We start from the raw sequence: 25011 nt of genomic DNA, 5'->3' as shown, positions 1-25011 counted from the left end.
TTCTTCGGGACGCCCAGGAGATGTGACGTTGCAGCAGAGAAAAGACGTCGCGGAGACGCTCGTGAAGGCCGGAAGTTTCTTTTCCCGTACCGCCGAGACGTCCGATGATCTGCACCGGGTGCAGCATGTCGGCGGCCGGGACGGCGAAGTCTTCTACCGGGATCGATGGAGTCATGACAAGGTCGTGTATTCCACGCACGGCGTGAATTGCACGGGCTCGTGCCGGTGGAAGGTGTACGTCAAGGACGGCATCATCACCTGGGAGACGCAGGCCACGGATTACCCGTCCGTCGGGCCCGACCGTCCCGAATACGAACCCCGAGGGTGTCCGCGCGGCGCCTCTTTCTCCTGGTACACGTATTCGCCGACGCGCGTGCGGTATCCGCATGTGCGCGGAACCCTCCTTGAGATGTACCGCGAGGCGAAGTCCCGGCTGAAGGACCCGGTGCTCGCCTGGGCGGACATCCAGGCCGATCCGGAGCGCCGCAGGAAGTACCAGCAGGCGCGCGGCAAGGGCGGTCTGGTGCGGGCGACGTGGGACGAGGCCGTCGAGATCGTCGCGGCCGCGCACGTCCACACCATCAAGGAGCACGGCCCCGACCGGATCGCCGGCTTCTCCCCCATTCCCGCGATGTCGATGGCCTCGCATGCCGCGGGCGCGCGTTTCCATTCCCTCATCGGCGCCCCGATGCTGTCGTTCTACGACTGGTACGCGGATCTCCCCGTGGCATCGCCGCAGGTGTTCGGCGACCAGACCGACGTGCCCGAATCGGGCGACTGGTGGGACGCCGCGTATCTCATGATGTGGGGCTCCAATGTGCCGGTGACGCGGACGCCGGACGCGCACTGGATGACCGAGGCGCGTTATCGGGGGCAGAAAGTCGTCACCGTGTCGCCGGATTTCGCGGACAACACGAAATTCGCGGACGAGTGGATGCATCCGCACCCCGGAACCGACGGTGCGCTCGCGCTCGCCATGGGCCACGTAATCCTGAAGGAATTCTTCGTCGACCGGCAGACGCCGTTCTTCCAGGATTACGTACGCCGCTATACGGACCTGCCCTTCCTGGTCACGCTCGACGAGACGGAGAAGGGCCTCGTACCGCACAAGTTCCTCACCGCGGCGGATCTCGGCGAGGACACCGAGAACGCGCAGTGGAAGACCGTCCTGATCGACGACGCGAGCGGCGAGCCGACGGTGCCCAACGGCACGCTCGGCCACCGCTGGGGCGCCTCCGAGAAGCCCGACTGGAACCTCGACCTGGGTGACACCGTGCCCCGGCTCACGTTGCACGGCGAGGGTACCGAGAGCGCCGAGATCCTGCTGCCCCGCTTCGAGGACGACGCCGACGCTGTCATCCGCCGGGGAGTTCCGGTGCGCCGGATCGGCGGCCGACTCGTCACCACCGTCCTCGACCTGATGCTCGCCCAGTACGGCGTCCCGCGCGCGGGGCTGCCCGGTGAGTGGCCCCACTCCTACGAAGACGCCGCCCAGCCCGGCACGCCCGCCTGGCAGGAGACGCTCACCTCGGTGCCCGCGGCGCAGGCCACGCGCGTGGCGCGGGAGTTCGCCGAGACCGCAGAGGCCTCCCAGGGCCGCTGCATGATCCTGATGGGCGCGGGCACCAACCACTGGTTCCACTCCGAGACCATCTACCGCGCCTTCCTGGCGCTGCTGACGCTCACCGGCTGCCAGGGGCGCAACGGCGGCGGATGGGGCCACTACGTAGGGCAGGAGAAGTGCCGTCCGGTGACCGGCTGGGCGACGCTCGCGAGCGCGTCGGACTGGGCGCGGCCGCCCCGGCACATGATCGGCGCGGGCTGGTTCTACCTCCACACCGACCAGTGGCGCTACGACACGCTGCCCGCCGAGTCCCTCGCTTCGCCGCTCGGCGACGGCCGCTTCGAGGGGATGACCGGCGCCGACTGCCTGGCCGCGTCCGCGCGGATGGGCTGGATGCCGTCGTACCCGACCTTCGACCGCAATCCGCTGGAGCTCGGCGAGGCCGATGACCCGGTGGCGAACACCGTCCGCGAGCTCAAGGAGGGCACGCTGGGCTTCGCGGGAGAGGATCCCGACGCGCCGGGCAACTGGCCGCGCGTGCTCAACGTGTGGCGGGCCAATCTGCTCGGCTCGTCCTCCAAGGGCAACGAGTACTTCCTGAAGCATCTGCTCGGCACCCACTCCAACCTGCCCGACGACGGGCCGCGTTGTGCGCCGCGCGACGTGAAGTGGCACGCCGAGGACGTCGAGGGCAAGCTCGATCTGCTGCTCTGTCTCGACTTCCGGATGACGTCCACGACGCTGCTCTCCGATGTCGTCCTGCCGGCCGCCACCTGGTACGAGAAGCACGACCTGTCGTCCACCGACATGCATCCCTTCCTGCACGCGTTCACGCCCGCCGTGGACCCGCCCTGGCAGGCCCGCACCGACTACGACACGTTCCTCGCCGTCGCCCGGCGCTTCAGCGAACTGGCGGGCGACCACCTGGGCGTACGCCACGACCTGGTCGCCACGGCGCTGCAACACGACACTCCTGGCGGCGAGATGGCGCAGCCCGGCGGGGTGGCCCTCGACTGGTCGAAGGGCGAGTGCGAGCCGGTACCGGGGCGCACCATGTACAACCTCGCCGTCGTGGAGCGCGACTACGGAGCGGTCGGTGAGAAGTTCGCGGCGCTCGGCCCGCTCGTCGACAAGCTCGGGGTGACCACGAAGGCGGTGACCTTCGACGTCGCCGAGGAGGTCGCGTACCTGAAGCAGAAGAACGGCACGGCGCGCGGCGGCGTCGCCGACGGCAGGCCGCGCCTGGACACCGCGCAGCGGGCCTGTGAGGCGATCCTGTCGCTCTCCGGGACCTCCAACGGCCGCCTGGCCACCCAGGGCTTCCACACCCTGGAGAAGCGCGTCGGGACGGAGCTGGCCCATCTGGCCGCCGAGGCCGAGGGCAAGCGGATCACGTTCGCGGACACCCAGGCCCGTCCGGTGCCGGTCATCACGTCTCCGGAGTGGTCGGGCAGCGAGTCCGGCGGGCGCCGCTACACGGCGTTCACCGTCAACACCGAGCACCTGAAGCCCTGGCACACGCTCACCGGGCGCCAGCACTTCTTCCTCGACCACGACTGGATCCACGAGGTCGGCGAGGCACTGCCCGTCTACAAGCCGCCGCTGAACATGCACCGCCTCTACGGAGAGCCCGAGTTGGGTTCTCAGCCGGACGGCCGCGAGGTCGCGGTGCGCTTCCTCACCCCGCACAACAAGTGGGCGATCCACTCCCAGTACCAGGACAACCTCTACATGATGACGCTGGGGCGCGGCGGCCAGACCGTGTGGATGTCCCCGCAGGACGCCCAGGCCATCGGGGTCCGCGACAACGAGTGGATCGAGGCGGTGAACCGCAACGGCGTCATCACGGCCCGCGCGATCGTCTCCCACAAGATGCCGCCCGGCACGGTCTACATGAACCACGCCCAGGAGCGCACGGTCGGCGTCCCCAAGACGGAGAAGACGGGCCGCAGGGGCGGCATCCACAACTCGCTCACCCGGATCATGCTCAAGCCCACCCATCTGGTCGGCGGCTACGCCCAGTTGACCTGGGCCTTCAACTACCTCGGCCCGACCGGCAACCAGCGCGACGAGGTGACGGTCATCCGCCGCCGCTCGCAGACCGTGTCCTACTAGAAGCCCCGGAGCACTGAACCCATGCGCGTGATGGCCCAAGTAGCCATGGTCATGAACCTCGACAAGTGCATCGGCTGCCACACCTGTTCGGTCACCTGCAAGCAGGCGTGGACCAACCGCAAGGGCACCGAGTACGTCTGGTTCAACAACGTCGAGACGCTCCCCGGGCAGGGCTATCCGCGACGCTGGGAGGACCAGGAGCGGTGGCACGGCGGCTGGGAGCGGACCAGGTCGGGGCGGCTGCGGCTGCGCGCGGGAGGGCGCCTCAAGCGGCTCGGCCAGATCTTCGCCAACCCCGAACTGCCGGAGATCTCGGACTACTACCAGCCCTGGACGTACGAGTACAAGAACCTCACCGACGCCCCGGCCGGCGACGACATGCCCGTCGCCAAGCCGGTCTCGCAGGTCACCGGCGAGCCCATCGGCACGATCGAGTGGGGCCCCAACTGGGACGACAACCTCGGCGGCGCGCCCGAGCACGGGCCCAAGGACCCGCTCGTCGAGAAGATCCGCGACGAGGTCGGCGAGAAGATCCGCTTCGAGTTCGAGCAGAGCTTCATGTTCTATCTGCCGCGGGTCTGCGAGCACTGCCTCAACCCCGCGTGCGTCTCGTCGTGCCCCTCCGGAGCGATGTACAAGCGCGTGGAGGACGGCATCGTCCTGGTCGACCAGGACCAGTGCAGGGGCTGGCGGATGTGCGTCACCGGCTGCCCCTACAAGAAGGTCTACTTCAACCACTCCACCGGCAAGGCCGAGAAGTGCACGTTCTGCTTCCCGCGCCTGGAGGCCGGGATGCCGACGATCTGCTCCGAGACGTGCGTGGGGCGCATGCGCTACCTCGGCGTGATGCTGTACGACGCCGACAAGGTGACGGAGGCCGCCTCGGTCGAGGACGAACACGACCTCTACCCGGCCCAGTTGGAGTGCTTCCTCGATCCGCGCGACCCGGCGGTCGCGGCCGCCGCGCGCGCCGGCGGCATCACCGAGGAGTGGCTCGACGCGGCCCGCCGCTCCCCCGTGTACGACCTGATCAGGACGTACCAGGTGGCGCTGCCGCTGCACCCGGAGTACCGCACGATGCCGATGGTCTGGTACGTGCCGCCGCTCTCCCCGGTGGTCGAGGCGGTCGCCGCGGCCGGGCGGGACGGCGAGGACGCGGGCAACCTGTTCGGCGCCATCGACGCGCTGCGGATCCCGGTGGAGTACCTCGCGGCGCTGCTCACCGCGGGCGACACCTACGCCGTGGAGGCGGTGCTCCGCCGGATGGCCGCCATGCGCGCGTACATGCGCCGCGTCAACCTCGGCCAGGAGCGCGACGAGTCCATCGCCGGGGCGGTCGGCCTGACCGGACAGGAGATGGAGGACATGTTCCGGCTCCTCGCGATCGCCAAGTACGAGGACAGGTACGTGATCCCGACCGCGGCCCGCGCGGACGCGGACGCCCTCGCGGACGCACACCCCTTCAAGGACGCCGCGGACGCCTCGGGCACCGCGGACGCCGCCGACGGCTGCCCGGTCGCCGACGCCCCGGGCGGCGCCCTCCAGGAGCGCGTCCTGCTCAACCTCAGCCCCACCAGGAGGAGCGCATGACCCCCGACGCCGTCGTCCGGCTCGTCGCCGGGCGGCTCCTTCAGTACCCGGACGAGCGCCTCTACGCGGATCTGGACCTGCTGCACGACGCGGTGGACGAGCCCGCGCTGCGGGAATTCATCGCCCACGCGCGTGTGCACCGTCCGCTGGACCTCGCCGCGCACTACACGGACGTCTTCGACACCCGTAACCGCCGCTGCCTCTACCTCACCTGGTGGTCCGACGGCGACACCCGCAACCGCGGGCTCTCCCTGGTGCGCGTCAAGCGCGTCTACCGGGAGCACGGCCTGGAGTTCGACTCCGAGGAACTGCCCGACTTCCTGCCCGTGCTCCTGGAGTTCGCGGCACGCGAAGAGGATGCGGGCACCGCCCTGTTGGAGGAGAACCGCGCCGGGCTCGAACTCCTGCGCCTGGCCGTCACCGACATGGGCACGCCCTACGCGCGCGTGCTCGAAGCGGTCTGCGGGACGCTCCCCGGCCCCTCTCCGAAGACCCGCGCCGAGGCGAAGGCGCTGGCCCGCAGCGGGCCGCCCCAGGAACTCGTCGGGCTCGAACCCTTCGGCCCCGGGATCGAACTGCCCTGGCCCACCGTCCCGGAAAGGACCCCGGCGTAATGGACCTCCTCCTGTGGGGCGTCATGCCCTACGTCGCCGTCACGCTCCTCGTCGCGGGCCTGGTGTGGCGGGCCCGCTACGACCGGTTCGGCTGGACCACGCACTCCTCGCAGCTCCACGAGTCGCGCCTGCTGCGGATCGGATCGCCGCTCTTCCACTTCGGGATGGCCTTCGTGGTGCTCGGCCACGTCGTCGGGCTGCTGATCCCGGACAGCTGGACGGACGCGGTGGGCGTCAGCGACCACACGTACCACCTGATGGCCATCTCCACGGGCGCCGTCGCGGGGCTCGCCGCGGCCGTCGGCATCGGCATCCTCGTCTACCGGCGCCTGCGGGTGCCCGCCGTGCGCAAGGCCACTCTCCGTAGTGACCACCTGATGTACACGGTGCTGCTCGGCGCGATGCTGCTCGGCCTGATCGCGACCGTCCTCAACTCCACCGGAGCGGTCGACTACAACTACCGCGAGGGCATCTCCGTCTGGTTCCGCAGCCTGTTCACGCTCCAGCCCGACTACCAGCTGATGGGCGCCGCGCCGCTCGCCTTCAAGCTGCACATCGTCTTCGGGTTCGCGCTGTTCGCGCTGATCCCCTTCTCGCGGCTCGCGCACATCGTGAGCGCCCCCTTCAAGTACCTCTTCAGGCCGTACGTCGTCTACCGCAGCCGGGACCCCGAGCAGCTCGCGGGGCGCAAGCCCCGGCGCGGCTGGGAGCGCGTCTCATGAGCGACGGCGCCGCCGGCCGGCCCAGGGGCGCCACGGCACGCGTCGTACGGCGGCCCCGGCACGCCGTCGACGAGCGGCCCTTCATCGTCATCTGGGAGACCACGCGCGCGTGCCCGCTTGCCTGTCTGCACTGCAGGGCCGAGGCGCAGCCCGAGCGTGACCCGCGGGAGCTCGACGGCGCGGACGCCCGCCGCCTCATGGACCAGATCGCCGCCTTCGGGAAGCCGTCCCCGCTCTTCGTGATCACCGGCGGGGACCCGTTCCAGCGGGCCGACCTCACCGACCTCATCGCGTACGGCACGGCCCTCGGCCTGCGCGTCGCCGTCTCCCCCTCGGGGACGCCGACGCTCGGCCGCGCCAACCTGACAGCGGTACGGGACGCGGGAGCCATCGCCCTTTCGCTGAGCGTCGACGGGTCCACGCCCGCGCGCCACGACGCCTTCCGCGGCGTCGACGGGGTGTTCGACTGGACCATCGAAGGCTGGCGCACCGCCCGCGAGTTGGGGCTGAAGGTGCAGGTCAACACGACCGTCACCCGCGACAGCCTGGAGGACCTCGCGGACATCGCGGCCCTGGTGCGGCGCGAGGGCGCGATGCTGTGGAGTGGCTTCGTGCTGGTGCCGACGGGGCGCGGCGAGCAGCTGTCCGCGCTCGGCGCCGACGAGGTCGAGGACGTCCTGCACTTCCTGTACGACACCGGTGCGGTGCTCGCCACCAAGACCACCGAGGGCCATCACTTCCGGCGCGTGGCACTCCAGCGGACCATTCTGGAACGGCACGGCGAGCGGCCAGAGTTGGGCCCCCTGTACGCCCGCCTGACGGCACGCGCGCGTGCGCTCGGGCTGCACGAAGGGGAACGGCGCGCGGTGCGCAGGCCGCCCATGGACGTCTCGTCGGGCCGCGGCTTCGTCTTCGTCTCGCACACCGGCGAGGTGCACCCCAGCGGCTTCCTGCCGCTGTCGGCGGGCAACGTGAAGCACCATCCGCTCGCCGACATCTACCGGGGCTCCGCGCTCTTCGCGACGCTGCGCGACCCCTCGCTGCTCGGCGGCGCGTGCGGGCGCTGCGAGTTCAACACCGTGTGCGGGGGCTCCCGTTCGCGCGCGTACGGGGCGACAGGGCGGGTGCTCGCCGCCGACCCGTGGTGTGCCTACGAACCGGGGAGCTTCCCCTACCAGGACGAGCTGCGGGAACTGCTCGCGGACGCGGCGACCGCCCGTCCCGCGCGCGGTGCCCGCACGGAAGGGAGCGCGGTATGACGCGTTCAGTGATCGTCGTCGGCGGCGGCATCAGCGGTCTGACGGCCGCCTGGCGGCTGCGCGGCGGCGCGGAGGTGACCGTCCTCGAAGGCGGCGCCCGCATCGGCGGCAAGCTCCGTACGGGCACGCTCGCGGGCGCGGCCGTGGACGAGGGCGCCGAGTCGCTGATGGCGCTGCGCCCGGAGGCCGTACGGCTCGCCCAGGAGGTCGGCCTCGGCGCCGAGCTGTGCGATCCGGCGCCCGCGCCCACCACCCTCTGGTCGGACGGCGCGCTGCGGCCGCTGCCGCAGGGCCACGTCATGGGCATCCCGGCCGACCCCGACGCGCTTGCGGACACCGGGCTGCTGTCCGAGGAGGGGACGGCCAGGCTGCGCCACGAGGACACGCTGCCCGCCGAGGCGCTCACCGAGGACGTGTCGGTGGCCGAGTACCTCGCGGGGCGGCTCGGCCAGGAGACCGTGGACCGTCTGGTGGAGCCGCTGCTCGGCGGGGTGTACGCGGGCCGGCCCGACCGGCTCTCGCTGCGGGCGGCGCTGCCGCGGGTGGCGGCGGTCGCCGAACGGGGGGAGCCGCTGCTGTCCGCGCTGCGCGGGATGCGGGCGCCGCAGGGCGCGACGCAGGCTCCCCGCGTCGTCCCCGTCCAGGGCCTGCGCGGCGGTACGGGACGGCTCCCGCGGGCCGTCGCCGAGGCGAGCGGTGCGCGGATCCTGACCGGCACGCGCGCGCGTGAACTGCAGCGCACCGCGACGGGGCGGTGGCGGGTGCTCGCCGTGACCGGTGACGGGCCGCTCCTGTTGGAGGCGGACGCGGTGGTCCTCGCGGTGCCGGCGTACGAGGCGGCCGAGCTGCTGCGCCCGCACGCGCCGCTCGCCGACGCCGATCTCGGCGCGATCCAGCACGCGAGCACGGCCGTGGTGACCATGGCGTTCCCGCGGACGAAGGCGCTCGCGCGGGGGGACGCGCTGCCCGAGGGCAACGGCTTCCTGGTACCGGCCGTGGACGGCCGCACCATCAAGGCGGCCACGTTCCTCTCCAACAAGTGGCGGTGGCAGAGCGAGGCGGCACCCGACGTGTTCCTGCTGCGCACCTCGATCGGCCGCGTGTGCGAGGAACACCGGCTCGACGTTCCCGACCGCCATCTCGTACGCAGCTCGGTCATGGAGCTGCACCAGGCGCTCGGCTCGATCGGCGAGCCGGTCGCCGCGCGGGTGACGCGCTGGGAGCGGGGGCTTCCGCAGTACGGGGTGGGCCACAAGGAGCGGATCGCCCGCGTACGGGAGGCCGTGGGCAAGCTGTCGGGGATTCAGCTGTGCGGGGCGGCGTATGAGGGGGTGGGGGTGGCGGCGTGCGTGTCCACTGGGGCGGATGCCGCGCGGGCCCTCACCGAGGGCTGAGCCCCACCCCGCGCCTACGCCCGCCCGCCCCGTGCCAGACGCCCCCGCCCCACGCCTCGGCCCCGTGGGGGCCCACCCGTGGCGCACGCCCCCCCCTTCCTCGGCACCGTGACCCCCCACCCGCACCGTGGCAGGCCCGCCCCTCGGCACCGTGCCCACCCCACCCGCACCGTGGCAGACGCCCCCGCACCCGCCCCTCGGCGACGGGGGCTGTGCCCACCCGTTCCGCCGTGCGGAACATCTGCCCACAGCGGTAGCACCCCGGCCACCCGGCCCGTGGTCCCGGCGTCAGCGGTGCCAGTGACGGCGGTGGCGGCAGCCCCAGCGTCAGCCGTGCCGGTGACGGCAGCAGTGGCGGTAGCACCCACCGGCCCGCAGCCGCGAGGCGGCCCGAGGGGACGCGGCGGTATGTCTGCCCGGAGCACAAGTGGCCATGAGCCGAGGTGCACGACCATGACGGCTCACCGGGATAGCGAGGACGGACATACCGCCGCGGCCCCGCCCCACCCACCGGCCAGAGGCGACGCCACACACCGCCCGCAGGCGACGCGCCCCACACCCCGCCCCGAGGCGCCCCCAAGGCGCCCCCCTCACCCACACGGCCCGCGCCCCGAGCGCCCCGTCAGCACCCCCCGCAGGATGGGCACATGCCCACACAGTCCCAGCCGCGCGCCACCGCCGTGGCCGCCACCGCCGCCCTGCTCGTCGCCGCCCTCGCGGCCTGCGGCGGCAGCGACTCCAAGGACGAGGCCCTGCCGGACCAGAAGCTGAGCTGGGAGGACTGCCCCGCGCCCGACGCCGCCGAGGGCGGCGGCGACGCCCCCTCACCGCTGCCCGGCGGAGCCGATTGGCAGTGCGCCACCATGAAGGCGCCGCTCGACTGGTCGGCCCCCAAGGGCGACACGATCGACATCGCGCTGATCAAGGCCGCGACGAGCGGCGAGAAGGCCGACCGCATCGGCTCCCTCGTCTTCAACTTCGGCGGCCCCGGCGGCTCCGGCGTCACCACGCTGCCCGCCTTCGGCGCGGACTACGCCAAGCTGCGCACCCGCTACGACCTGGTCAGCTTCGACCCGCGCGGCGTCGGCCGCAGCGCCGGCGTCAAGTGCGAGGACGACGAACAGCTGGACGAGTACTTCCAGCAGGACTCCACCCCCGACGACGACACCGAGAAGAAGAAGCTCGTCGAGAACGTCAAGACGTTCAACGGCGCCTGCGAGGACAACTCGGGCAAGACGCTCCCGCACGTCCGCACCACCGACGCGGCCCGCGACATGGACCTGATGCGCCAGGTGCTCGGCGACGACAAGCTGCACTACTTCGGCATCTCGTACGGCACCGAACTCGGCGGCGTCTACGCCCACTTGTTCCCCAAGAAGGTCGGCAGGGCCGTCTTCGACGCGGTGGTCGACCCCACCCAGACGGCCGAGGAGGGCTCCCTCGGCCAGGCCAAGGGCTTCCAGCTCGCGCTCGACAACTTCGCGAAGGACTGCACGTCCAAGGTCGAGGACTGCCCGGTCGGCGACACCGAACAGGACGTCAAGGACCGGATCGCCAAGCTCCTCAAGGACCTCGACGACAAGCCGATCCCCGGCCTGCCGCCCCGCGAGCTGACCCAGACCGCCGCCACCAACGGCATCGCGCAGTCCCTGTACTCCAAGGACTTCTGGCCGTACCTCACCCAGGGACTCGAAGAGGCGTACGACGGTGACGGCAAGATCCTGATGCTGCTCTCCGACTCGATGAACGGCCGCGCCGAGAACGGCGAGTACAGCAACATCCAGGCCGCCAACGTCTCCATCAACTGCGCGGACGACAAGGCGCGTTACACCACGCAGTACGTCGACCAGAAGCTCCCCGAGTTCCGCAAGGCGTCACCGCTGTTCGGGGACTACCTGGCCTGGGGCATGGTCGGCTGCACGGACTGGGCGGTGGAGGGCCAGGCCGACCACCCGGACGTCGGCGCCGAGGGCGCGCCGCCGATCGTCGTCATCGGCAACACGGGCGACCCGGCCACGCCGTACGAAGGCGCACGGAAGATGGCGCAGGCGCTCGGCAAGGGCGTCGGGGTCGAGCTGACGTACAAGGGCCAGGGCCACGGGGCGTACGACAGCAAGAACAAGTGCGTACGGGACGCCGTGAACGGCTACCTGCTGGACGGCACGGTGCCGAAGCCGGAAACGGTCTGCGGCTGACCCACTCCGGCCCGCCCCACCCCGAACCGATCCACCTCTGACCAACCCACCCCGAACCAACCCACCCCGGCCTGTCCGGGCCCGTGTCAGCGCCCCCGCCTACTATGGCGGGACTGTCTTCCAAGGGGGGAAGCGCCTCAATGCAGCGTTTCGTGCGTTCCGCGGCCCTGGCCGCCGCAGGGGTCCTGATGGCGGGGCTCGCCGTCGGCTGCTCGTCGGACGACGGCGAGGGGGACGGCAAGGGCGGCGGCAGGAACGGCGGCAAGGACGCATCGGCGAACGGCCCCGACGCGACGCCGAAGCCCGACCCCTCATCGACCCTGCCGGCCTCGGTCACCGCCCAGAAGCTCGACTGGTCCCGCTGCGAGGCGCCCGAAGGAAGCACCGCGCCCGGCGCGCAGTGGCGGTGCTCGACCCTCAAGGTCCCCCTGGACTACGCGAAGCCGGAGGGCGAGACCATCGGCATCGCCCTGATCCGCGCCAAGAGCACCGGCAAGGGCGACCGCATCGGCTCCCTGATCTTCAACTTCGGCGGCCCCGGCGGCTCGGGGGTCTCCGGGCTGCCGTCCTTCGCCGACATGTACGGCTCGCTGCGGGAGCGGTACGACCTGGTCAGCTTCGACCCGCGCGGCGTCGCGGCCAGCGAGGGCGTGCGCTGCCGCGACGACAGGACGACGCAGGCGGCCGAGCGGAAGGTCGACCTCACGCCGGACACGGCGGCCGAGGAGGAGACGTACTTCAAGGACGCGGCCGACTTCGGCGCGGGCTGCGCGCGCGGCGCGAAGAAGGTGATCGGCCATGTCTCCACGGCCGACGCGGCCCGCGACATGGACGTCATGCGCCAGGTCCTCGGCGACGACAAGCTGCACTACATGGGCATCTCGTACGGCACCGAACTCGGTGGTACGTACGCACACTTGTTCCCCGAGCGGGTCGGCCGCCTCACCCTCGACGCGGTCGTCGACCCGAGCGCGGACTCGGTGGGCCACGCCGAGAACCAGGCGCGCGGCTTCCAGCGCGCCCTGGACAACTACTTCACGTCGCTCGGCCAGAACCCGAAGAGCGGCTCCGCGAAGATCGTGAAGCTGCTCAAGCGCCTGGACGCCGCGCCCATGCGCACCTCCGGCGACCGCGAGCTGACCGAGTCCCTCGCGATCACCGGCATAACGATCACGCTCTACAGCAAGCAGACCTGGCCCACGCTGACCCGCGCCCTCCAGGACGCGGAGAAGGGCGACGGCAGCTCGCTGCTGCAGCTCGCCGACGCCTACAACGAACGCGATCCCTCCGGGCACTACAGCACGCAGAGCCACTCGCAGCGAGCGATCTCCTGCCTGGACGACAAGGCGCGGACGACCCCGGAGGAGGCCAAGCAGCGGCTCGGCAGGTTCCGTGAGATCTCCCCGGTCTTCGGCGAGTTCCTCGGCTGGGACACGGCGGGCTGGTGCCACGACTGGCCGGTGGCCGGACAGCACGAGTCCCCCGAGGTGAGCGCCCCCGGCGCCGCCCCGATCCTCGTCGTCGGCAACACCGGCGACCCGGCCACGCCTTACGAGGGCGCCCGCAAGATGGCGGACGAGCTCGGCAAGGGCGTCGGCACGCTGCTGACCTGGAAGGGCGAGGGCCACGGGGCGTACGGCAACGGCAGCGACTGCGTGGACGGCACGGTCAACGACTACCTCCTCACCGGCAAGGTCCCGAAGGACGGCAAGGTCTGCTCATGAGAAAGGCCCCTCTCACCGTCGGTGAGAGGGGCCTCTTCAGCAGGCCGAGTGCACCGGCTGTCAGTACACCGGCTTGTCGGGCTCGATCTGGTTGACCCAGCCGATCACGCCGCCGCCCACGTGCACCGCGTCCGAGAAGCCCGCGGACTTCAGGACCGCGAGGACTTCCGCACTGCGGACACCCGTCTTGCAATGCAAGACGATCTTCTTGTCCTGCGGCAGGCTCTCCAGCGCGGTGCCCATGAGGAACTCGTTCTTGGGGATCAGCTTGGCGCCGGGGATCGAGACGATCTCGTACTCGTTCGGCTCGCGGACGTCGATGATCTCGATCTTCTCGTCGGCGTCGATCCACTCCTTGAGCTGCTTGGGAGTGATCGTCGCGCCGGCCGCCGCCTCCTGGGCCTCCTCGGACACGACGCCGCAGAAGGCCTCGTAGTCGATGAGCTCGGTGACGGTGGGGTTCTCGCCGCAGACCGCGCAGTCGGGGTCCTTGCGGACCTTGACCTGGCGGTACTGCATCTCCAGGGCGTCGTAGATCATCAGGCGGCCGACCAGGGGCTCGCCGATGCCCGCGAGGAGCTTGATGGCCTCGTTGACCTGGATGGAACCGATGGACGCGCACAGCACGCCGAGCACGCCGCCCTCGGCGCAGGAGGGGACCATGCCGGGCGGCGGGGGCTCCGGGTACAGGCAGCGGTAGCACGGACCGTGCTCGCTCCAGAAGACGGACGCCTGGCCGTCGAAGCGGTAGATCGAACCCCAGACGTACGGCTTGTTCAGGAGCACGCACGCGTCGTTGACCAGGTAGCGGGTCGCGAAGTTGTCCGTGCCGTCGACGATCAGGTCGTACTGGCTGAAGATGTCCATCACGTTCTCGGCCTCGAGCCGCTCTTCGTGGAGGATCACGTTCACGTACGGGTTGATGCCGAGGACCGAGTCCTTCGCGGACTCCGCCTTGGAGCGGCCGATGTCCGCCTGGCTGTGGATGATCTGGCGCTGCAGATTGGACTCGTCGACCTCGTCGAACTCGACGATGCCGAGCGTGCCGACACCGGCGGCGGCCAGGTACATCAGCGCCGGCGACCCGAGGCCACCGGCGCCCACACAGAGCACCTTGGCGTTCTTCAGCCGCTTCTGCCCGTCCATCCCGACATCGGGGATGATCAGGTGGCGGGAGTACCTGCGGACCTCGTCGACGGTGAGCTCAGAGGCGGGCTCGACCAGGGGTGGCAGCGACACGGGGACTCCGTTGGTCGGAAATTCGGAACGGTTGTTCTGCGTGTAACACTGCCACGCCCCCCTTCATTCCGAGACACCTGTTCCGATGCGCGAGACGATCTCGTCCCAGTAGCCGGGCATGGACTCCCAGGGCGCGTTCGTGCCGCCGTCGCCGACCCGGTCGGTGAAGTAGATCGTCGAGGCGCCCTGCCAGCGTGCGATGCGCAGCGCCTCCTCCAGATGACCGCGCGGCATGCCGTGCACGAAGTGGCAGAAGCGCTCGGGCGGATAGTCGGCGGTCCACTCGGCCACCTGCGACCAGCGGTAGTCGCTCCAGGGGCCCGAGAAGGTCACCAACTGGTCGCCCGTCTCGGCGTATCCGGGATACGGATGGGTGCCGTGCCCGAGCACGACGTGCGCGTCGTCGATCAGCGCGCGCAGCGTCGTGACCGTCCTGCGCACCTCGGGCAGCGCGGCCCGCTCGGTCGGACAGCGGTCGAGCGAGAAGCCGTCGACCTGGTACCAGTCGAGGTAGCGGTGGGCGTCGGAGACCAGCTCGCCGAAGGGGCGGGCGCCGTACGTCAGGTCGAGGTGACCGAGCACCCGGACGCCCGCGTTCCGCAGCCGTCCCGCGGCCTCCAGGCAGTGCGGGTCGGGCCGCTCCCCCGGACCGTTCGCGACATTCAGGACAACCCACTTCAAAGGGGTGCCGGGGCGGGTGAGTTCGGACCATTCGGCGGGGGCGACGAGCGGGTGGGCGAAGCCCGGAATGCCGAAGCCGATGCGCACGTCGGTGCTCGCGGCACCCGTGGCGGTCCTGGTCAGATGCGGCATGCGGCCTCCATCCAGATGTCGGCGAGTGACTCTTCGAGGTTGATGCGGGGCCGCCAGCCGAGCCGGTCGCGCGCCGTGCGCACGTCCGCCTGCTGCCAGCTGCCGCAGCCGTCCGGGTAGGGGTACGCGGTCGGGGCCCCGTGTTCTGATTCGGTGCGGGGGTGCCCGATGGATGCCCGCACGGGCACCTGGTCGAGTTCGTGCAGCGCGCCGCCGTACCCCGCGACGCGGGCGAGCACGGCGGCCGCGTCCCGCAGGCGCACGGCACGGCCCGCGCCGATGTTCACGACGCCCTGGGCCGCGGAGAGCGAGGCGGCGTGCACGGCGCGCGCCACGTCCCGTACGTCGACGAAGTCCCGCTGCACACCGAGGCCGCCGAGCTTGAGCTCCCCGTCACCGGCCTGCATAGCGCGCCGCATGGCCTCCGCGAGTCTGCCGAGCGGCGAGCCCGCAGGGGTGCCGGGGCCCGCGGGCGAGAAGACCCGCAGGACGACGGCGTCGAGCCCGGAGCCGAGCACGAGTTCGGTGGCGGCCAGCTTGCTGACGCCGTAGGGGCCGCCGGGCCGGGGCACCGCGTCCTCGGCGGTCGAGGATCCCGGCTGGCTCGGCCCGTACTCGGCGCCGCAGCCCAGCTGCACGAGCCGCGCCCCGCAGCCGCTGCGGCGCAGGGCCTCGCAGATGGTGGCGACGGCGACGGTGTTGTGCCGGGTCAGTTCGCGGGCGCCCCCTCGGGTGGCGCCCGCGCAGTTGATGACGACGCCCGGGTGGACCGCGTCGAGGAAGCGGGTGAGCGCGCCGGGGCTGCCGCTCGCGAGGTCGAACCGTACGTCCGAGTCGTCGCCGCGGCCGAGCGCGGTCAGCTGCACCGCCGGGTCGGCGAGCAGCCGGTCGGCGACGAAACGGCCGAGGTATCCGTTGGCTCCGATCAGCAGCACCCTCATCGGGGGCCTCCCGGGGTTACCGCGCGGAGGCGGAGGCGGCTGCGGGTGATCATCTGTCTTTCTCCTTCGGGAAGTTGCCGTGGTGCCGGGATAAGGCCCGCGGTGTCGGCCCCGCGGGAGAGTGGTCGGCACGGTGGTGCGGGAGGGCCCCCGCGGGGCGGGTAGCAGGCCGGTGGAAGGCGCCGGTGGCGCGCCGGTTCACAGCGCCCCGCCGGGGCCGGCATGGGCGGATGCCCTGGTCAGGGTCCTGGTGGCGTGGACGAGGAGGGCGAGGGCCGGGAGGCCGCAGGCGAGGGCGGGTACCGCGCCGGGGCCCCAGGCGTCGACGGCGGCCGTGACGGGCCGCGCGAGCACCTCGCACCCGGGCAGCCGCCCGGCGACGACCAGGGCCACGGCGGCCGCTTCGGCCGTGCCCGCCGCGCCGAGCAGCAGGGCGGGCGCGCGGGTGAATCCGTAGACCGCGAGCAGCCGGGCGAGCAGCAGCAGCGCGCCGAGCGCGGCGGCCCCGCCGAGTGCGCCCTTCGAGGCGCCCCACGCGCCGAGCACCGCATCGGACAGGACGAGGAGGGCGGCGAGCGCCACCAGGAAGAGGGCGAGCACGCCGAGCAGCAACGGCCTTACGGACGCGGCGAATTCATCGAGCCCGCGGCTGGCCCCGAGCCTGCCCCTGGCCCGTACGGCGAACAGCCGGGCGCACCAGATCGCGGGCGCGACGGCGAGGCAGAGACCGAGGGCGGCGGCGAGGGACGGCGTCCAGAACGCGTCGGGACCGCCCGCCACGACGCCCGCCAGCAGCCCGTCGCCCAGGAGTGCGTACGCCAGGAGCCCGCACGCCCACGCGCGCGTGGCGGGGGACGCGGGTGCCGTGGCGCGCAGCGGCCCGTACCGCAGGGCGATGCGCAGGGCCGCCGCCACGGCGGCCGCCCCGCCGAGCCCCACCCCGAGCCGCGTACCGCCCCCGGAGAGGGCGATCCCGCCGAGGGCGAGCGCGCAGACGGCTCCGGGCAGCAGCGCGAACAGGGCCCAGCCGGGCGGTACTTCGGGCGGGTTGCGTACGTCATCGGCGGTGCTCGGCGCCATCTGACCGGTGCCGTCGTCGTCATCGCGCGGCACGCGCGCGTACATCTCCTCGGCCAGGGCGAACACGTCGCGGTGGCGGAAGCGGGCGGCGGTGCGGTCGGTGACGCCGTGCGCCTCCAGGCCCGCGGCGATCTCCAGCGGGTCGACGGCGCGGGCGCACAGCTCGCGGTGCCGGTGCATCAGGGCCTTCACGGGGTCGGCGCCGCCGCGCCGCGCCGCCTTGGCGACCGCGGCCCGCGCGCGCTCCGCCCTGCCGGGGCCCGGCACGGCCGCCGCCGCGAGGAGTTCCTCGGACCGCGCGTCCCAGCCGCCCGCGCCCCGCGGGGCCCGGGGCGCGTCCACCGCGTCGGGGTCCTGCCGCTCCACGCCGTTCATACCGCCGCACCCTTCAGCGCCGCGCCCTTCGGTCCGGCGTCCTCCGGAAGGCGGTGCACGGCCCAACTCGGCACTCCGGCACTCTCGTTGCCTGGCTCGGCGCCGGCCGCGGGTCCCACCGCGACCGCCCAGCGGCCCGGTACGGACGCCTCCGCGGGGTGGGCGAACGGCACCGGTTCGCCCGACTCGTCGAGGGCGTCCCTGCGCACCGGACAGTGCGAGACGATCTCCAGATAGATCCCGCGGAACGCCGCGACGTTCTGCTCGACGGTGAAGAGTTCGAGCGCCCGCGCCCGCGCCGCCGCGCCCAGGCGCGCGCCTCGCTCGGGGTCGCGCAGCAGCGCCACGCACGCCTCGGCGAGCGCCCGTGGATTGCGCGGCGGCACGACAAGGCCCGTGCCGCCGATGACCTCGACGACCGCGCCGACGTCCGTCGAGACGGTCGCGCGTCCGCAGAACATGGCCTCGACGAGGCTGATCGGGAAGCCCTCGACGACGCTGGACAGGACGACGACGCCCGCTGCCGCGTACGCGTCGGCGAGCTCCGGGGTCTCGGGTCCGCCGATCTCCTCGAAGGAGACGGGGTTGTCGCCGACCGCGTGCGCGCCGTCGGCCTCGTCGGGGAAGAGCTGTGCGGCGAGCGCGCGGCAGTGCGCCAGATAGGCCGCCGCCTCGGGCCCTTCGGCGGGCGCCCCGACGATGCGCAGTCGCGCCCCCGGCTCCTCCTTGCGGACGTCCGCGAAGGCGTGGAGCAGGGAGATCAGGTCCTTGGCGGGTTCGATGCGGCCGACCCACAGGAGCGTGCCGGGGTCGGCGGCGGGGTCCTCGTAGCCGCTCTCGCCGACCTCCGTGAAGCGGTCCGACTCCATCCCGGGGTGGACCGTGCGCAGCTTGGCCCGGTCGGCGCCGCAGCGCTCCTGCCAGCGGCGGGCGTGCGTGTTGCCGGGGGTGATGAGCGTGGCCTTGTCGTACACCTCGGCGGCGAGCAGTCCGTGGAAGGAGGCGAGCAGGGCCCGCGCGGGGGCGCTCAGGCCGGTCTCGCCCGCGGCGAGGTAGTGCGCCCGCAGCTGCACGCCGTACTCGGTGACGAGCAGCGGGACTCCGGCGAAGTGTCTGGCCAGCAGTCCTGGCAGGGCGGCGGGTCCGCCGGAGGTGGCGTGGCACAGGTCGACCGCGCCAAGACCGTCGTCGGTGTACCAGTCGAGGGAGAGGGGGCGCAGCGCGCGCTCCACCAGGTCCGCGACGGCGAGCAGGTCGGTGACCCGGACGGTGCGGGCGGCGCGCAGCGCGCCGGGCGCACGGCAGGCGCGCTCCAGGGCGCGCACGGCGGCCTCGGACCGCAGCGCACCGGCCAGGCCGCCTTCGTCGCGGGCGAGTTCGGCGAGTCCGTACAGCGCGTTGCCGAAACGGTCCGCCATGTCGTCGGAGCCGTCCGCCGCACCGCCCGCGCCGCCCTCGGAACCGCCCCGGCAGACCACGGTGGCGAGCTCCCCGAAGCACTCCGTGAACCGCCGCCTGGCCCGCCTCCCGTGGCCTCCCCGGGGGCCCGCGCCGGACAGCGCGTCGTCGTCGACGGCCCACAGCGGCGCCGTGCGCACCCGGCTGACCTGGGGCGGTAGCTCGATCCAGCCCTGCTCCTCCTGTCGCCGGCTGCGGCTGAGCGCGTAGATGTCGAATTCGTGCTGCCCGAGCCCGCGCACGAGCCGGTCGCACCAGAGCCTGGCCTCACCGCTCACATACGGATAGCCACCCTCCGTAAGCAGTCCTATGCGCACGTGTGCACCCCCGATCTCCCGTTTGGGGAGCCACCGTTGGACCGGCGGCTCGCAGCGGGACGAACGTATGCGGTCATGCCGGTGGCGCGATGGACGGTTGTCCATCGCGCCACCAAAAGGGGTGAACGGCCGTAACTTTCCCGCGTCGGTAGCGTTCCGTCGCGCTATAGCGCCCCGAACGCCCCCTTTCGCTACGGAGAGTCAGGCTGCGGCCATCTCCTGGCCGTCCGCCGCCGCTGCCGCCGCCAGTTCCTCACGGGCCGCGCGCCGCCGCGCGGCCGCCGCCGGATCGAGCGCGGGCACGGCCGCGAGCAGCCGCCTCGTGTACGGGTCCCGGGGCGCGCCGTACACCTCGTCGGCCGGGCCGCACTCCACGATCCGGCCCCCGCGCATCACCGCGACCCGGTCGCTGACCTGGCGTACCACCGCGAGGTCGTGGGCGATGAAGACCAGCGCGAGCCCCAGCTCGCGCTGCAACTCGGCCAGGAGTCCCACCACTTGGGCCTGGGTCGTCACGTCGAGCGCGGAGACCGGCTCGTCGCACACGATGACCCGCGGCTCGGCGGCGAGCGCCCGCGCGATGCCGACGCGCTGGCGCTGACCGCCGCTGAACTCGTGCGGATAGCGGTCGTAGTGCCCGGGTTCGAGCCCGACGCGGGACAGCAGGTCGGCCACCCGTTCCCGTACGAGGGAGTCGGCCGCGCCCCGCGCGCGCAGCGGGTCCGCGATGGACTCGCCGATGGAGCGCCGTGGGTTGAGCGAGGACACCGGGTCCTGGAACACCATCTGCACATCGGTCCCGACCCGGCCGCCGGGCTGCTCCGCACCCCCGTGACGGAGTTGCCCGGCGGTCGGCTCCAGAAGACCCACGAGCATGCGGCCGAGCGTGGTCTTGCCGCTGCCGCTCTCCCCCACGATCCCGAGGGTCTCGCCCTTGCGCACGGTGAGCGACACGTCGTCGACCGCCGTGACCGCCCGCCTGCCACGCCCGAACTCCCGGCGCAGACCGGTGGCTTCGAGCACGACGTCACCCCGCTCGCCCCCTTCGCGGACGCGCGGGGCGTCCACCCGGGGCACCGCGTCGAGCAGTTCCCTGGTGTACGCCTCGCGCGGCGCGCCGAGGACGTCGCGCACCGCGCCCCGCTCCACCGCGCGCCCGCCGCGCATCACCAGCACGTCGTCCACGCTCTCGGCGGCGACGCCCACGTCGTGCGTGACCAGGAGCAGCCCCGTGCCGGTCTCCTGGCGCAGAGTGTGCAGCAGGTCGAGGATCTGGGCCTGGACGGTCACGTCGAGCGCGGTGGTCGGCTCGTCGGCGACGAGCAGGGCGGGTTCGCAGGCCAACGCCATGGCGATGAGCGTGCGTTGGCGCATGCCGCCGCTGAACTCGTGCGGCCGCGCCCGCGACCGGCGCGCCGCGTCGGGAATGCCTACCCGGTCGAGCACCTCCACGGCACGCGCGCGTGCCGCCCGCCGGGAGGCCCCCGTGTGCACCCGGTACACCTCGGCGATCTGGTCGCCCACCGCGTAGTACGGGTCGAGGGAGGACAGCGGATCCTGGAAGACCATCGCGGCCTGCCCGCCGCGCAGCCGCCGCAGCTGTGCGTCCGACGCCCCGTGCACGTCGAGGCCGTCGACCAGGACAGATCCTTCGACCCGCGCGCCGGTCCCCCGGTGCAGCCCGAGCAGCGCGGCCGCCACCGTCGACTTGCCGGACCCCGACTCGCCGACCAGGGCGAGCGCGCCGCCCGCCGCGAGGGTGAAGGAGAGCCCGTCCACGGCACGCACGCCCGACCCGAACTCCACCGTGAGATCGGTGACTTGTACGAGACTCATGCGAGGACCACCCTTCGGTCGGCCACCGCGTACAGCACGTCCGCGACGGCGTTGGCGAGCACCACGAAGAAGCCGGTGACCATGACCATCCCGACCACCACCGGCAGGTCGACGACCTTGACGGCGTGCACGAGTTCGCGCCCGATGCCGGGCAGCCCGAACAGCGTCTCGGTGAGCATGGCGCCCCCGAACATCGACCCGAAGTCGTTGGCGGTCAGCGCGATGACGGGCGCGAAGGCGCCGCGCAGCGCATGCCTGCCGATGATGGACCGCTCCCCCACGCCGTACGCGCGGAAGGTGCGCACATGGTCCTCGGCGAGCGTCTCCAGCATCGAGGAGCGGGTCAGTCGCGCGTACTTGGCGGCCTCGATGAGGGCCAGCGAGAGCCAGGGCAGCAGCAGGTTCCACGCCCACTGCGTCGGGTCGTCGGCGAAGTCGACGTACTGCGGGAACGGCAGCAACTGGAGCTGGCCGCAGACCACGATCATCAGCAGCAGTCCGATGACGAAGACCGGCGTGGCGGTGCCCGCGAGCGTCACCGCGGTGAGCACCCGCTCGCTGATCCTGCCGCGCCGCCAGGCGGAGAGCACGCCGGTGCCCACGCCGAGGATCAGCCACATCACCATCGCGCCGAGCGCGAGCGATGCGGTGACCGGCAGCTTCGCCAGGATCAGCTCGGTGACCTGCCGGTCGCTCTGGTAGGAGAGACCGAGGCAGGGCGCGTCGCAGTGCTCCATCCCCGTGCCGGTCGAGTAGTCGTGGCCCACGAAGAGGCCCTGGAGGAACTCCCCGTAGCGGACGTACAGCGGATCGCCGAGCCTCAACTGCTCGGCCACCTGCTGCACTTGGGCGGGCGAGCAGCGCGGTCCGCAGGTGATCTGGGCGACGTCGCCCGGTGCCGCGTAGAACACCAGGTAGATGATCACCGAGAGGGCGAAGAGCGTGAGGGCGGCGCCGATCAGGCGGCGCAGCAGGAACCCCGTCATGCCTTGGCCTCCTGCCTGCGGCCCGTGCCGACCCGCAGCCGGGACGCGGCCCGCGGGTCGAGCGCGGCGCGCACCCCGTCACCGAGGACGGTGAGCGCGAGCACGGTCACGAACAGCGCGCCCGCGGGCAGCAGCAGATACTGCGGCGCCGCCTGGTACCAGACGTCGGCGGCCGTGAGCATCTGTCCCCACGAGGCGGTCGGCGGCTTCACGCCGACGCCGAGGAACGACAGCGCGGCCTCGACCGTGATGTTCACCGGGACCAGCAGCGCCGCGTAGGTGATGACGGGCGCGGCCAGCGCGGGCAGCAGCTCGCGCCGGGCGATCCGCACCGAGCCCCAGCCGCTGAGCCGCGCGGCCGCCACGTAGTCGAGTTCCTTGAGCGTGACCGTCTGGGCGCGCACGATCTTGGCCATGTTCCCCCAGGCCACCAGGCCGATCACGAGGGCGACCAGGACGGGACGCGGGAATCCGCCGGGCACGATCGCCATCAGCGCGAGCGCGAGCACCATCAGCGGCAGCGCCACCATGACATCGGTGGCCCTGCTGAGCAGCTGGTCCACCCAGCGGCTGCCGAAGCCGGCCGCGACCCCGACGGCGACGCCCAGGAACACCTGCACGACGGTCGCGGCGAGCGCGACGCCCAGCGAGACCCGCGCGCCGTACACGAGGCGGGCGAAGAGGTCGCGCCCGGTCTGCGGTTCGACCCCGAGCCAGTGCTCGGCGCTGATCCCGCCGAACGGCCCCACCGGCACGCCGCCGCGCGCCGAGTCGACAAGGTCCGGGTGGTACGTGGTGGGGTCCTGCCCCTCGACGGCGGTGAGCAGCGGCGCGGCGAGCGCCACCAGGACGAGCAGCGCGACGACGGCCGCCGCGACGAGTGCGGCGCGCTGGTCGCGCAGCCGCCGCCAGAAGGTCGTCACGGCTACTTCACCGCGACCTGGGAGATGTCGAGCACGCCGGTCCAGTCGCTGATGACGACGTTCTTGACGTCCTTGCCGTACAGGCGCTTGTAGACCGGGTGGAAGAGCGGCACGGTCAGCGCCCGCTCGCCGATCTTCTTGTCGAGGGCGCCCCAGCGCGCGGCGGCGGCCTTCAGGTCGGTGAGCTCGTTGATCTCGTCGATCTCGTCGTTGACCGACGCGTCGTCCAGGAAGCCGGAGTTGAAGTTGGCGCCGTCCTTCACGATCTGCCGGCCGTCGAAGATCGGCGCGAGGAAGGGGCCGCCGGAGGGCCAGTCGGCGCCCCAGTGCCCGAGGAAGAGACCGGGCTCGTCCTGCGCGCTGTGCACCTTGTCCTGGTAGTCGTTGTCCTCGAGGCCCTGGAGCTTGACGGTGATCCCGGCCTTCTTCAGCGCGTCCTGGATCGCGGTGGCGATCTCCGGGCTGGTCTCGAAGTTCTTGGCGTTGGAATGCGTCAGCGTGATCGTGAGCCCGTCCTTGTGACCGGCCTCCTTCAGGAGCTCCTTTGCCTTCTTCGGGTCGCCCGACGCGCCCGCGGGGAAGTGGTCGTGCTTCGTGTAGCCGAACGACTTCTGATCGGGCAGGAAGGTGGTGGCGGGCTCGGCGAGCGAGGAGCCGCCCGCGGCGTTGATCACCGAGGAGCGGTCCACGGCGTACGAGATGGCCTGGCGCACCTTCGGGTCGTCGAAGGGCTTCACCTTCGGGTTGAACGCCAGGTAGTTGGTGTATCCGAAGTGCCCGGTGCCGACGTTGGAGGCGAGTTCCTTGTCGCCGGTGACCTTGGCGAGCTCGGCGGGACCGAGGTTGGTGTCGGTGGTGACGGCGGCGGCGTCCGCGCCCTGGCCCGCGGCGAGCCGCTGGTTGATGACGGACGAGTCGAGCCCGGAGCGCACGTCGATCGCGTCCGGGTACGCCTTGCGCTCCGGGTCGGTCGCGGCGGACCAGTGCGGATTGCGCTCCAGGCGCAGCCGCTCGCCGGAGTTCTCGTTCTCGACGACCTTGTAGGGCCCGGAGGAGACCGGGTGCTCCTCGTACTTGGTGCCCTTGTCCTTGGCCTTCGGCACGGGCGCGAACTGGGTCTGCGTCGCGACGTAGGGGAACTCGCCCTCGGGCTTGTTCAGATGGAAGACGATGGTGCGCTCGTCGGGCGTCTCGATGGACTCAAGGCCCTTGCCGCCCTTGTCCTTGTAAGGCCCCTCGTACTTGTCGCCGCCGACCAGCCAGTCCCTCAAGTAGGGGGCGCCGCCGCTGAGTTCACCGGCGAAGGACCGCTCGATGCCGTACTTGACGTCGGCGGTCGTGATCGGCGAACCGTCCTCGTACTTGAGGCCCTTCTTCAGGGTGTACGTCCACACGGTGGCGTTCTTGCTGGGCTTGCCCAGGTCCGTGGCGAGGTCCGGCACCACCTCGGTCCCCTTGGCGCCGTCCTCGCGGTTGCGGGTGGTCAGCGTGCGGAAGACGAGGCTGGGGACGTTGCCGCCGCCGGAGGTGTAGAGCCGCGCGGGGTCGAAGTGGGTCTGCGGGTCGCGGTTGAGGACGGTGAGCGTGCCGCCCTTGGCGGGCTTGCCGTCGCCGCCGCTCCCGGCGTCGCCGTCCTTGGGGCCCGCGCAGGCGGCGGCGCCCGAGGCCAGGACCAGGCTGACGGATGCCGCTGCCACGCGGCGGGCTATGACGGACGCTTGACGCATCGGAAGGAGACCTCTCGGGGAACGCCGCCGAAGAGCGGCGGATCAAAGGGAATTGAGCAGAGCTCGCCCCGGAGAGGTGCGGGAAAAGGCAGCGGAATCCGGCGAGGGGCAGCGCGGGGCCGATGAGGACCTAGGGGCA

17 protein-coding genes are annotated in these 25011 nt (G+C 72.1%); 8 read left to right on the top strand and 9 right to left on the bottom strand.

What is annotated here, in order from left to right; all coding sequences use genetic code 11:
* Window positions 1-28: 28 nt before the first annotated feature.
* From ACIO9J_RS07935 to ACIO9J_RS07900, 8 genes are all read left to right on the top strand, one after another.
* On the top strand, window positions 29-3679 hold the full coding sequence (locus ACIO9J_RS07935; RefSeq protein WP_401994281.1) for a nitrate reductase subunit alpha: 3651 nt from the start codon (window positions 29-31) through the stop codon (window positions 3677-3679).
* Window positions 3680-3700: 21 nt separating this feature from the next.
* Window positions 3701-5269, top strand: a complete 1569-nt coding sequence (gene narH / locus ACIO9J_RS07930; RefSeq protein ID WP_401994278.1) for a nitrate reductase subunit beta — start codon at window positions 3701-3703, stop codon at window positions 5267-5269.
* The gene (gene narJ / locus ACIO9J_RS07925; RefSeq protein ID WP_401994275.1) at window positions 5266-5883 is read left to right on the top strand and encodes a nitrate reductase molybdenum cofactor assembly chaperone; all 618 of its coding nucleotides are present in this window, start codon (window positions 5266-5268) and stop codon (window positions 5881-5883) included. The genes narH and narJ overlap by 4 nt, the downstream gene beginning before the upstream one ends.
* Window positions 5883-6605 (top strand): respiratory nitrate reductase subunit gamma, encoded by a 723-nt coding sequence (gene narI / locus ACIO9J_RS07920; RefSeq protein ID WP_401994272.1) that lies wholly within the window; start codon window positions 5883-5885, stop codon window positions 6603-6605. The genes narJ and narI overlap by 1 nt, the downstream gene beginning before the upstream one ends.
* Window positions 6602-7864 (top strand): TIGR04053 family radical SAM/SPASM domain-containing protein, encoded by a 1263-nt coding sequence (locus tag ACIO9J_RS07915; RefSeq protein WP_401994269.1) that lies wholly within the window; start codon window positions 6602-6604, stop codon window positions 7862-7864. Before narI ends, ACIO9J_RS07915 begins: the two co-directional genes overlap by 4 nt.
* Window positions 7861-9258 carry a protoporphyrinogen oxidase gene (gene hemG, locus ACIO9J_RS07910; RefSeq protein WP_401994266.1) on the top strand — a complete coding sequence of 466 codons (1398 nt, stop codon included), beginning with the start codon at window positions 7861-7863 and terminating at the stop codon, window positions 9256-9258. The genes ACIO9J_RS07915 and hemG overlap by 4 nt, the downstream gene beginning before the upstream one ends.
* A gap of 647 nt (window positions 9259-9905) precedes the next feature.
* On the top strand, window positions 9906-11453 hold the full coding sequence (locus ACIO9J_RS07905; RefSeq protein WP_401994263.1) for an alpha/beta hydrolase: 1548 nt from the start codon (window positions 9906-9908) through the stop codon (window positions 11451-11453).
* A 140-nt stretch (window positions 11454-11593) separates the two neighbouring features.
* Complete coding sequence (locus ACIO9J_RS07900) at window positions 11594-13177, top strand: alpha/beta hydrolase (RefSeq protein ID WP_401994260.1); 1584 nt, start codon at window positions 11594-11596, stop codon at window positions 13175-13177.
* 60 nt (window positions 13178-13237) lie between these two features.
* On the opposite strand, the gene moeZ is transcribed toward ACIO9J_RS07900, so the two are convergent.
* The 9 genes from moeZ to ACIO9J_RS07855 form a co-directional block, all read right to left on the bottom strand.
* The gene (moeZ, locus tag ACIO9J_RS07895; protein ID WP_401994257.1) at window positions 13238-14416 is read right to left on the bottom strand and encodes an adenylyltransferase/sulfurtransferase MoeZ; all 1179 of its coding nucleotides are present in this window, start codon (window positions 14414-14416) and stop codon (window positions 13238-13240) included.
* Between the two features lie 63 nt (window positions 14417-14479).
* Window positions 14480-15229, bottom strand: coding sequence for a spherulation-specific family 4 protein (locus ACIO9J_RS07890; protein ID WP_401994254.1), 750 nt, complete (start codon window positions 15227-15229; stop codon window positions 14480-14482).
* Entirely contained in the window at window positions 15217-16170 is a 954-nt protein-coding gene (locus ACIO9J_RS07885) for an NAD-dependent epimerase/dehydratase family protein (RefSeq protein WP_401994251.1), read from the bottom strand. The genes ACIO9J_RS07890 and ACIO9J_RS07885 overlap by 13 nt, the downstream gene beginning before the upstream one ends.
* A gap of 198 nt (window positions 16171-16368) precedes the next feature.
* Window positions 16369-17625 carry a hypothetical protein gene (locus ACIO9J_RS07880; protein WP_401994248.1) on the bottom strand — a complete coding sequence of 419 codons (1257 nt, stop codon included), beginning with the start codon at window positions 17623-17625 and terminating at the stop codon, window positions 16369-16371.
* Window positions 17622-19400 carry a DUF3492 domain-containing protein gene (locus ACIO9J_RS07875; RefSeq protein WP_401994245.1) on the bottom strand — a complete coding sequence of 593 codons (1779 nt, stop codon included), beginning with the start codon at window positions 19398-19400 and terminating at the stop codon, window positions 17622-17624. The genes ACIO9J_RS07880 and ACIO9J_RS07875 overlap by 4 nt, the downstream gene beginning before the upstream one ends.
* Before the next feature lie 201 nt (window positions 19401-19601).
* On the bottom strand, window positions 19602-21236 hold the full coding sequence (locus ACIO9J_RS07870; protein ID WP_401994242.1) for a dipeptide ABC transporter ATP-binding protein: 1635 nt from the start codon (window positions 21234-21236) through the stop codon (window positions 19602-19604).
* Window positions 21233-22222: an ABC transporter permease gene (locus ACIO9J_RS07865; protein WP_401994239.1), complete on the bottom strand. Its 990-nt coding sequence runs from the start codon at window positions 22220-22222 to the stop codon at window positions 21233-21235. The genes ACIO9J_RS07870 and ACIO9J_RS07865 overlap by 4 nt, the downstream gene beginning before the upstream one ends.
* Window positions 22219-23145 carry an ABC transporter permease gene (locus ACIO9J_RS07860; RefSeq protein WP_401994236.1) on the bottom strand — a complete coding sequence of 309 codons (927 nt, stop codon included), beginning with the start codon at window positions 23143-23145 and terminating at the stop codon, window positions 22219-22221. The genes ACIO9J_RS07865 and ACIO9J_RS07860 overlap by 4 nt, the downstream gene beginning before the upstream one ends.
* Window positions 23146-23147: 2 nt before the next feature.
* Window positions 23148-24872: an ABC transporter substrate-binding protein gene (locus ACIO9J_RS07855; protein ID WP_401994233.1), complete on the bottom strand. Its 1725-nt coding sequence runs from the start codon at window positions 24870-24872 to the stop codon at window positions 23148-23150.
* Between the last annotated feature and the right edge of the window lie 139 nt (window positions 24873-25011).

Source organism: Streptomyces sp. NPDC087300, from assembly GCF_044744425.1.
Classification (GTDB): domain Bacteria; phylum Actinomycetota; class Actinomycetes; order Streptomycetales; family Streptomycetaceae; genus Streptomyces.
This window is presented reverse-complemented; position numbering and strand designations above follow the sequence as displayed.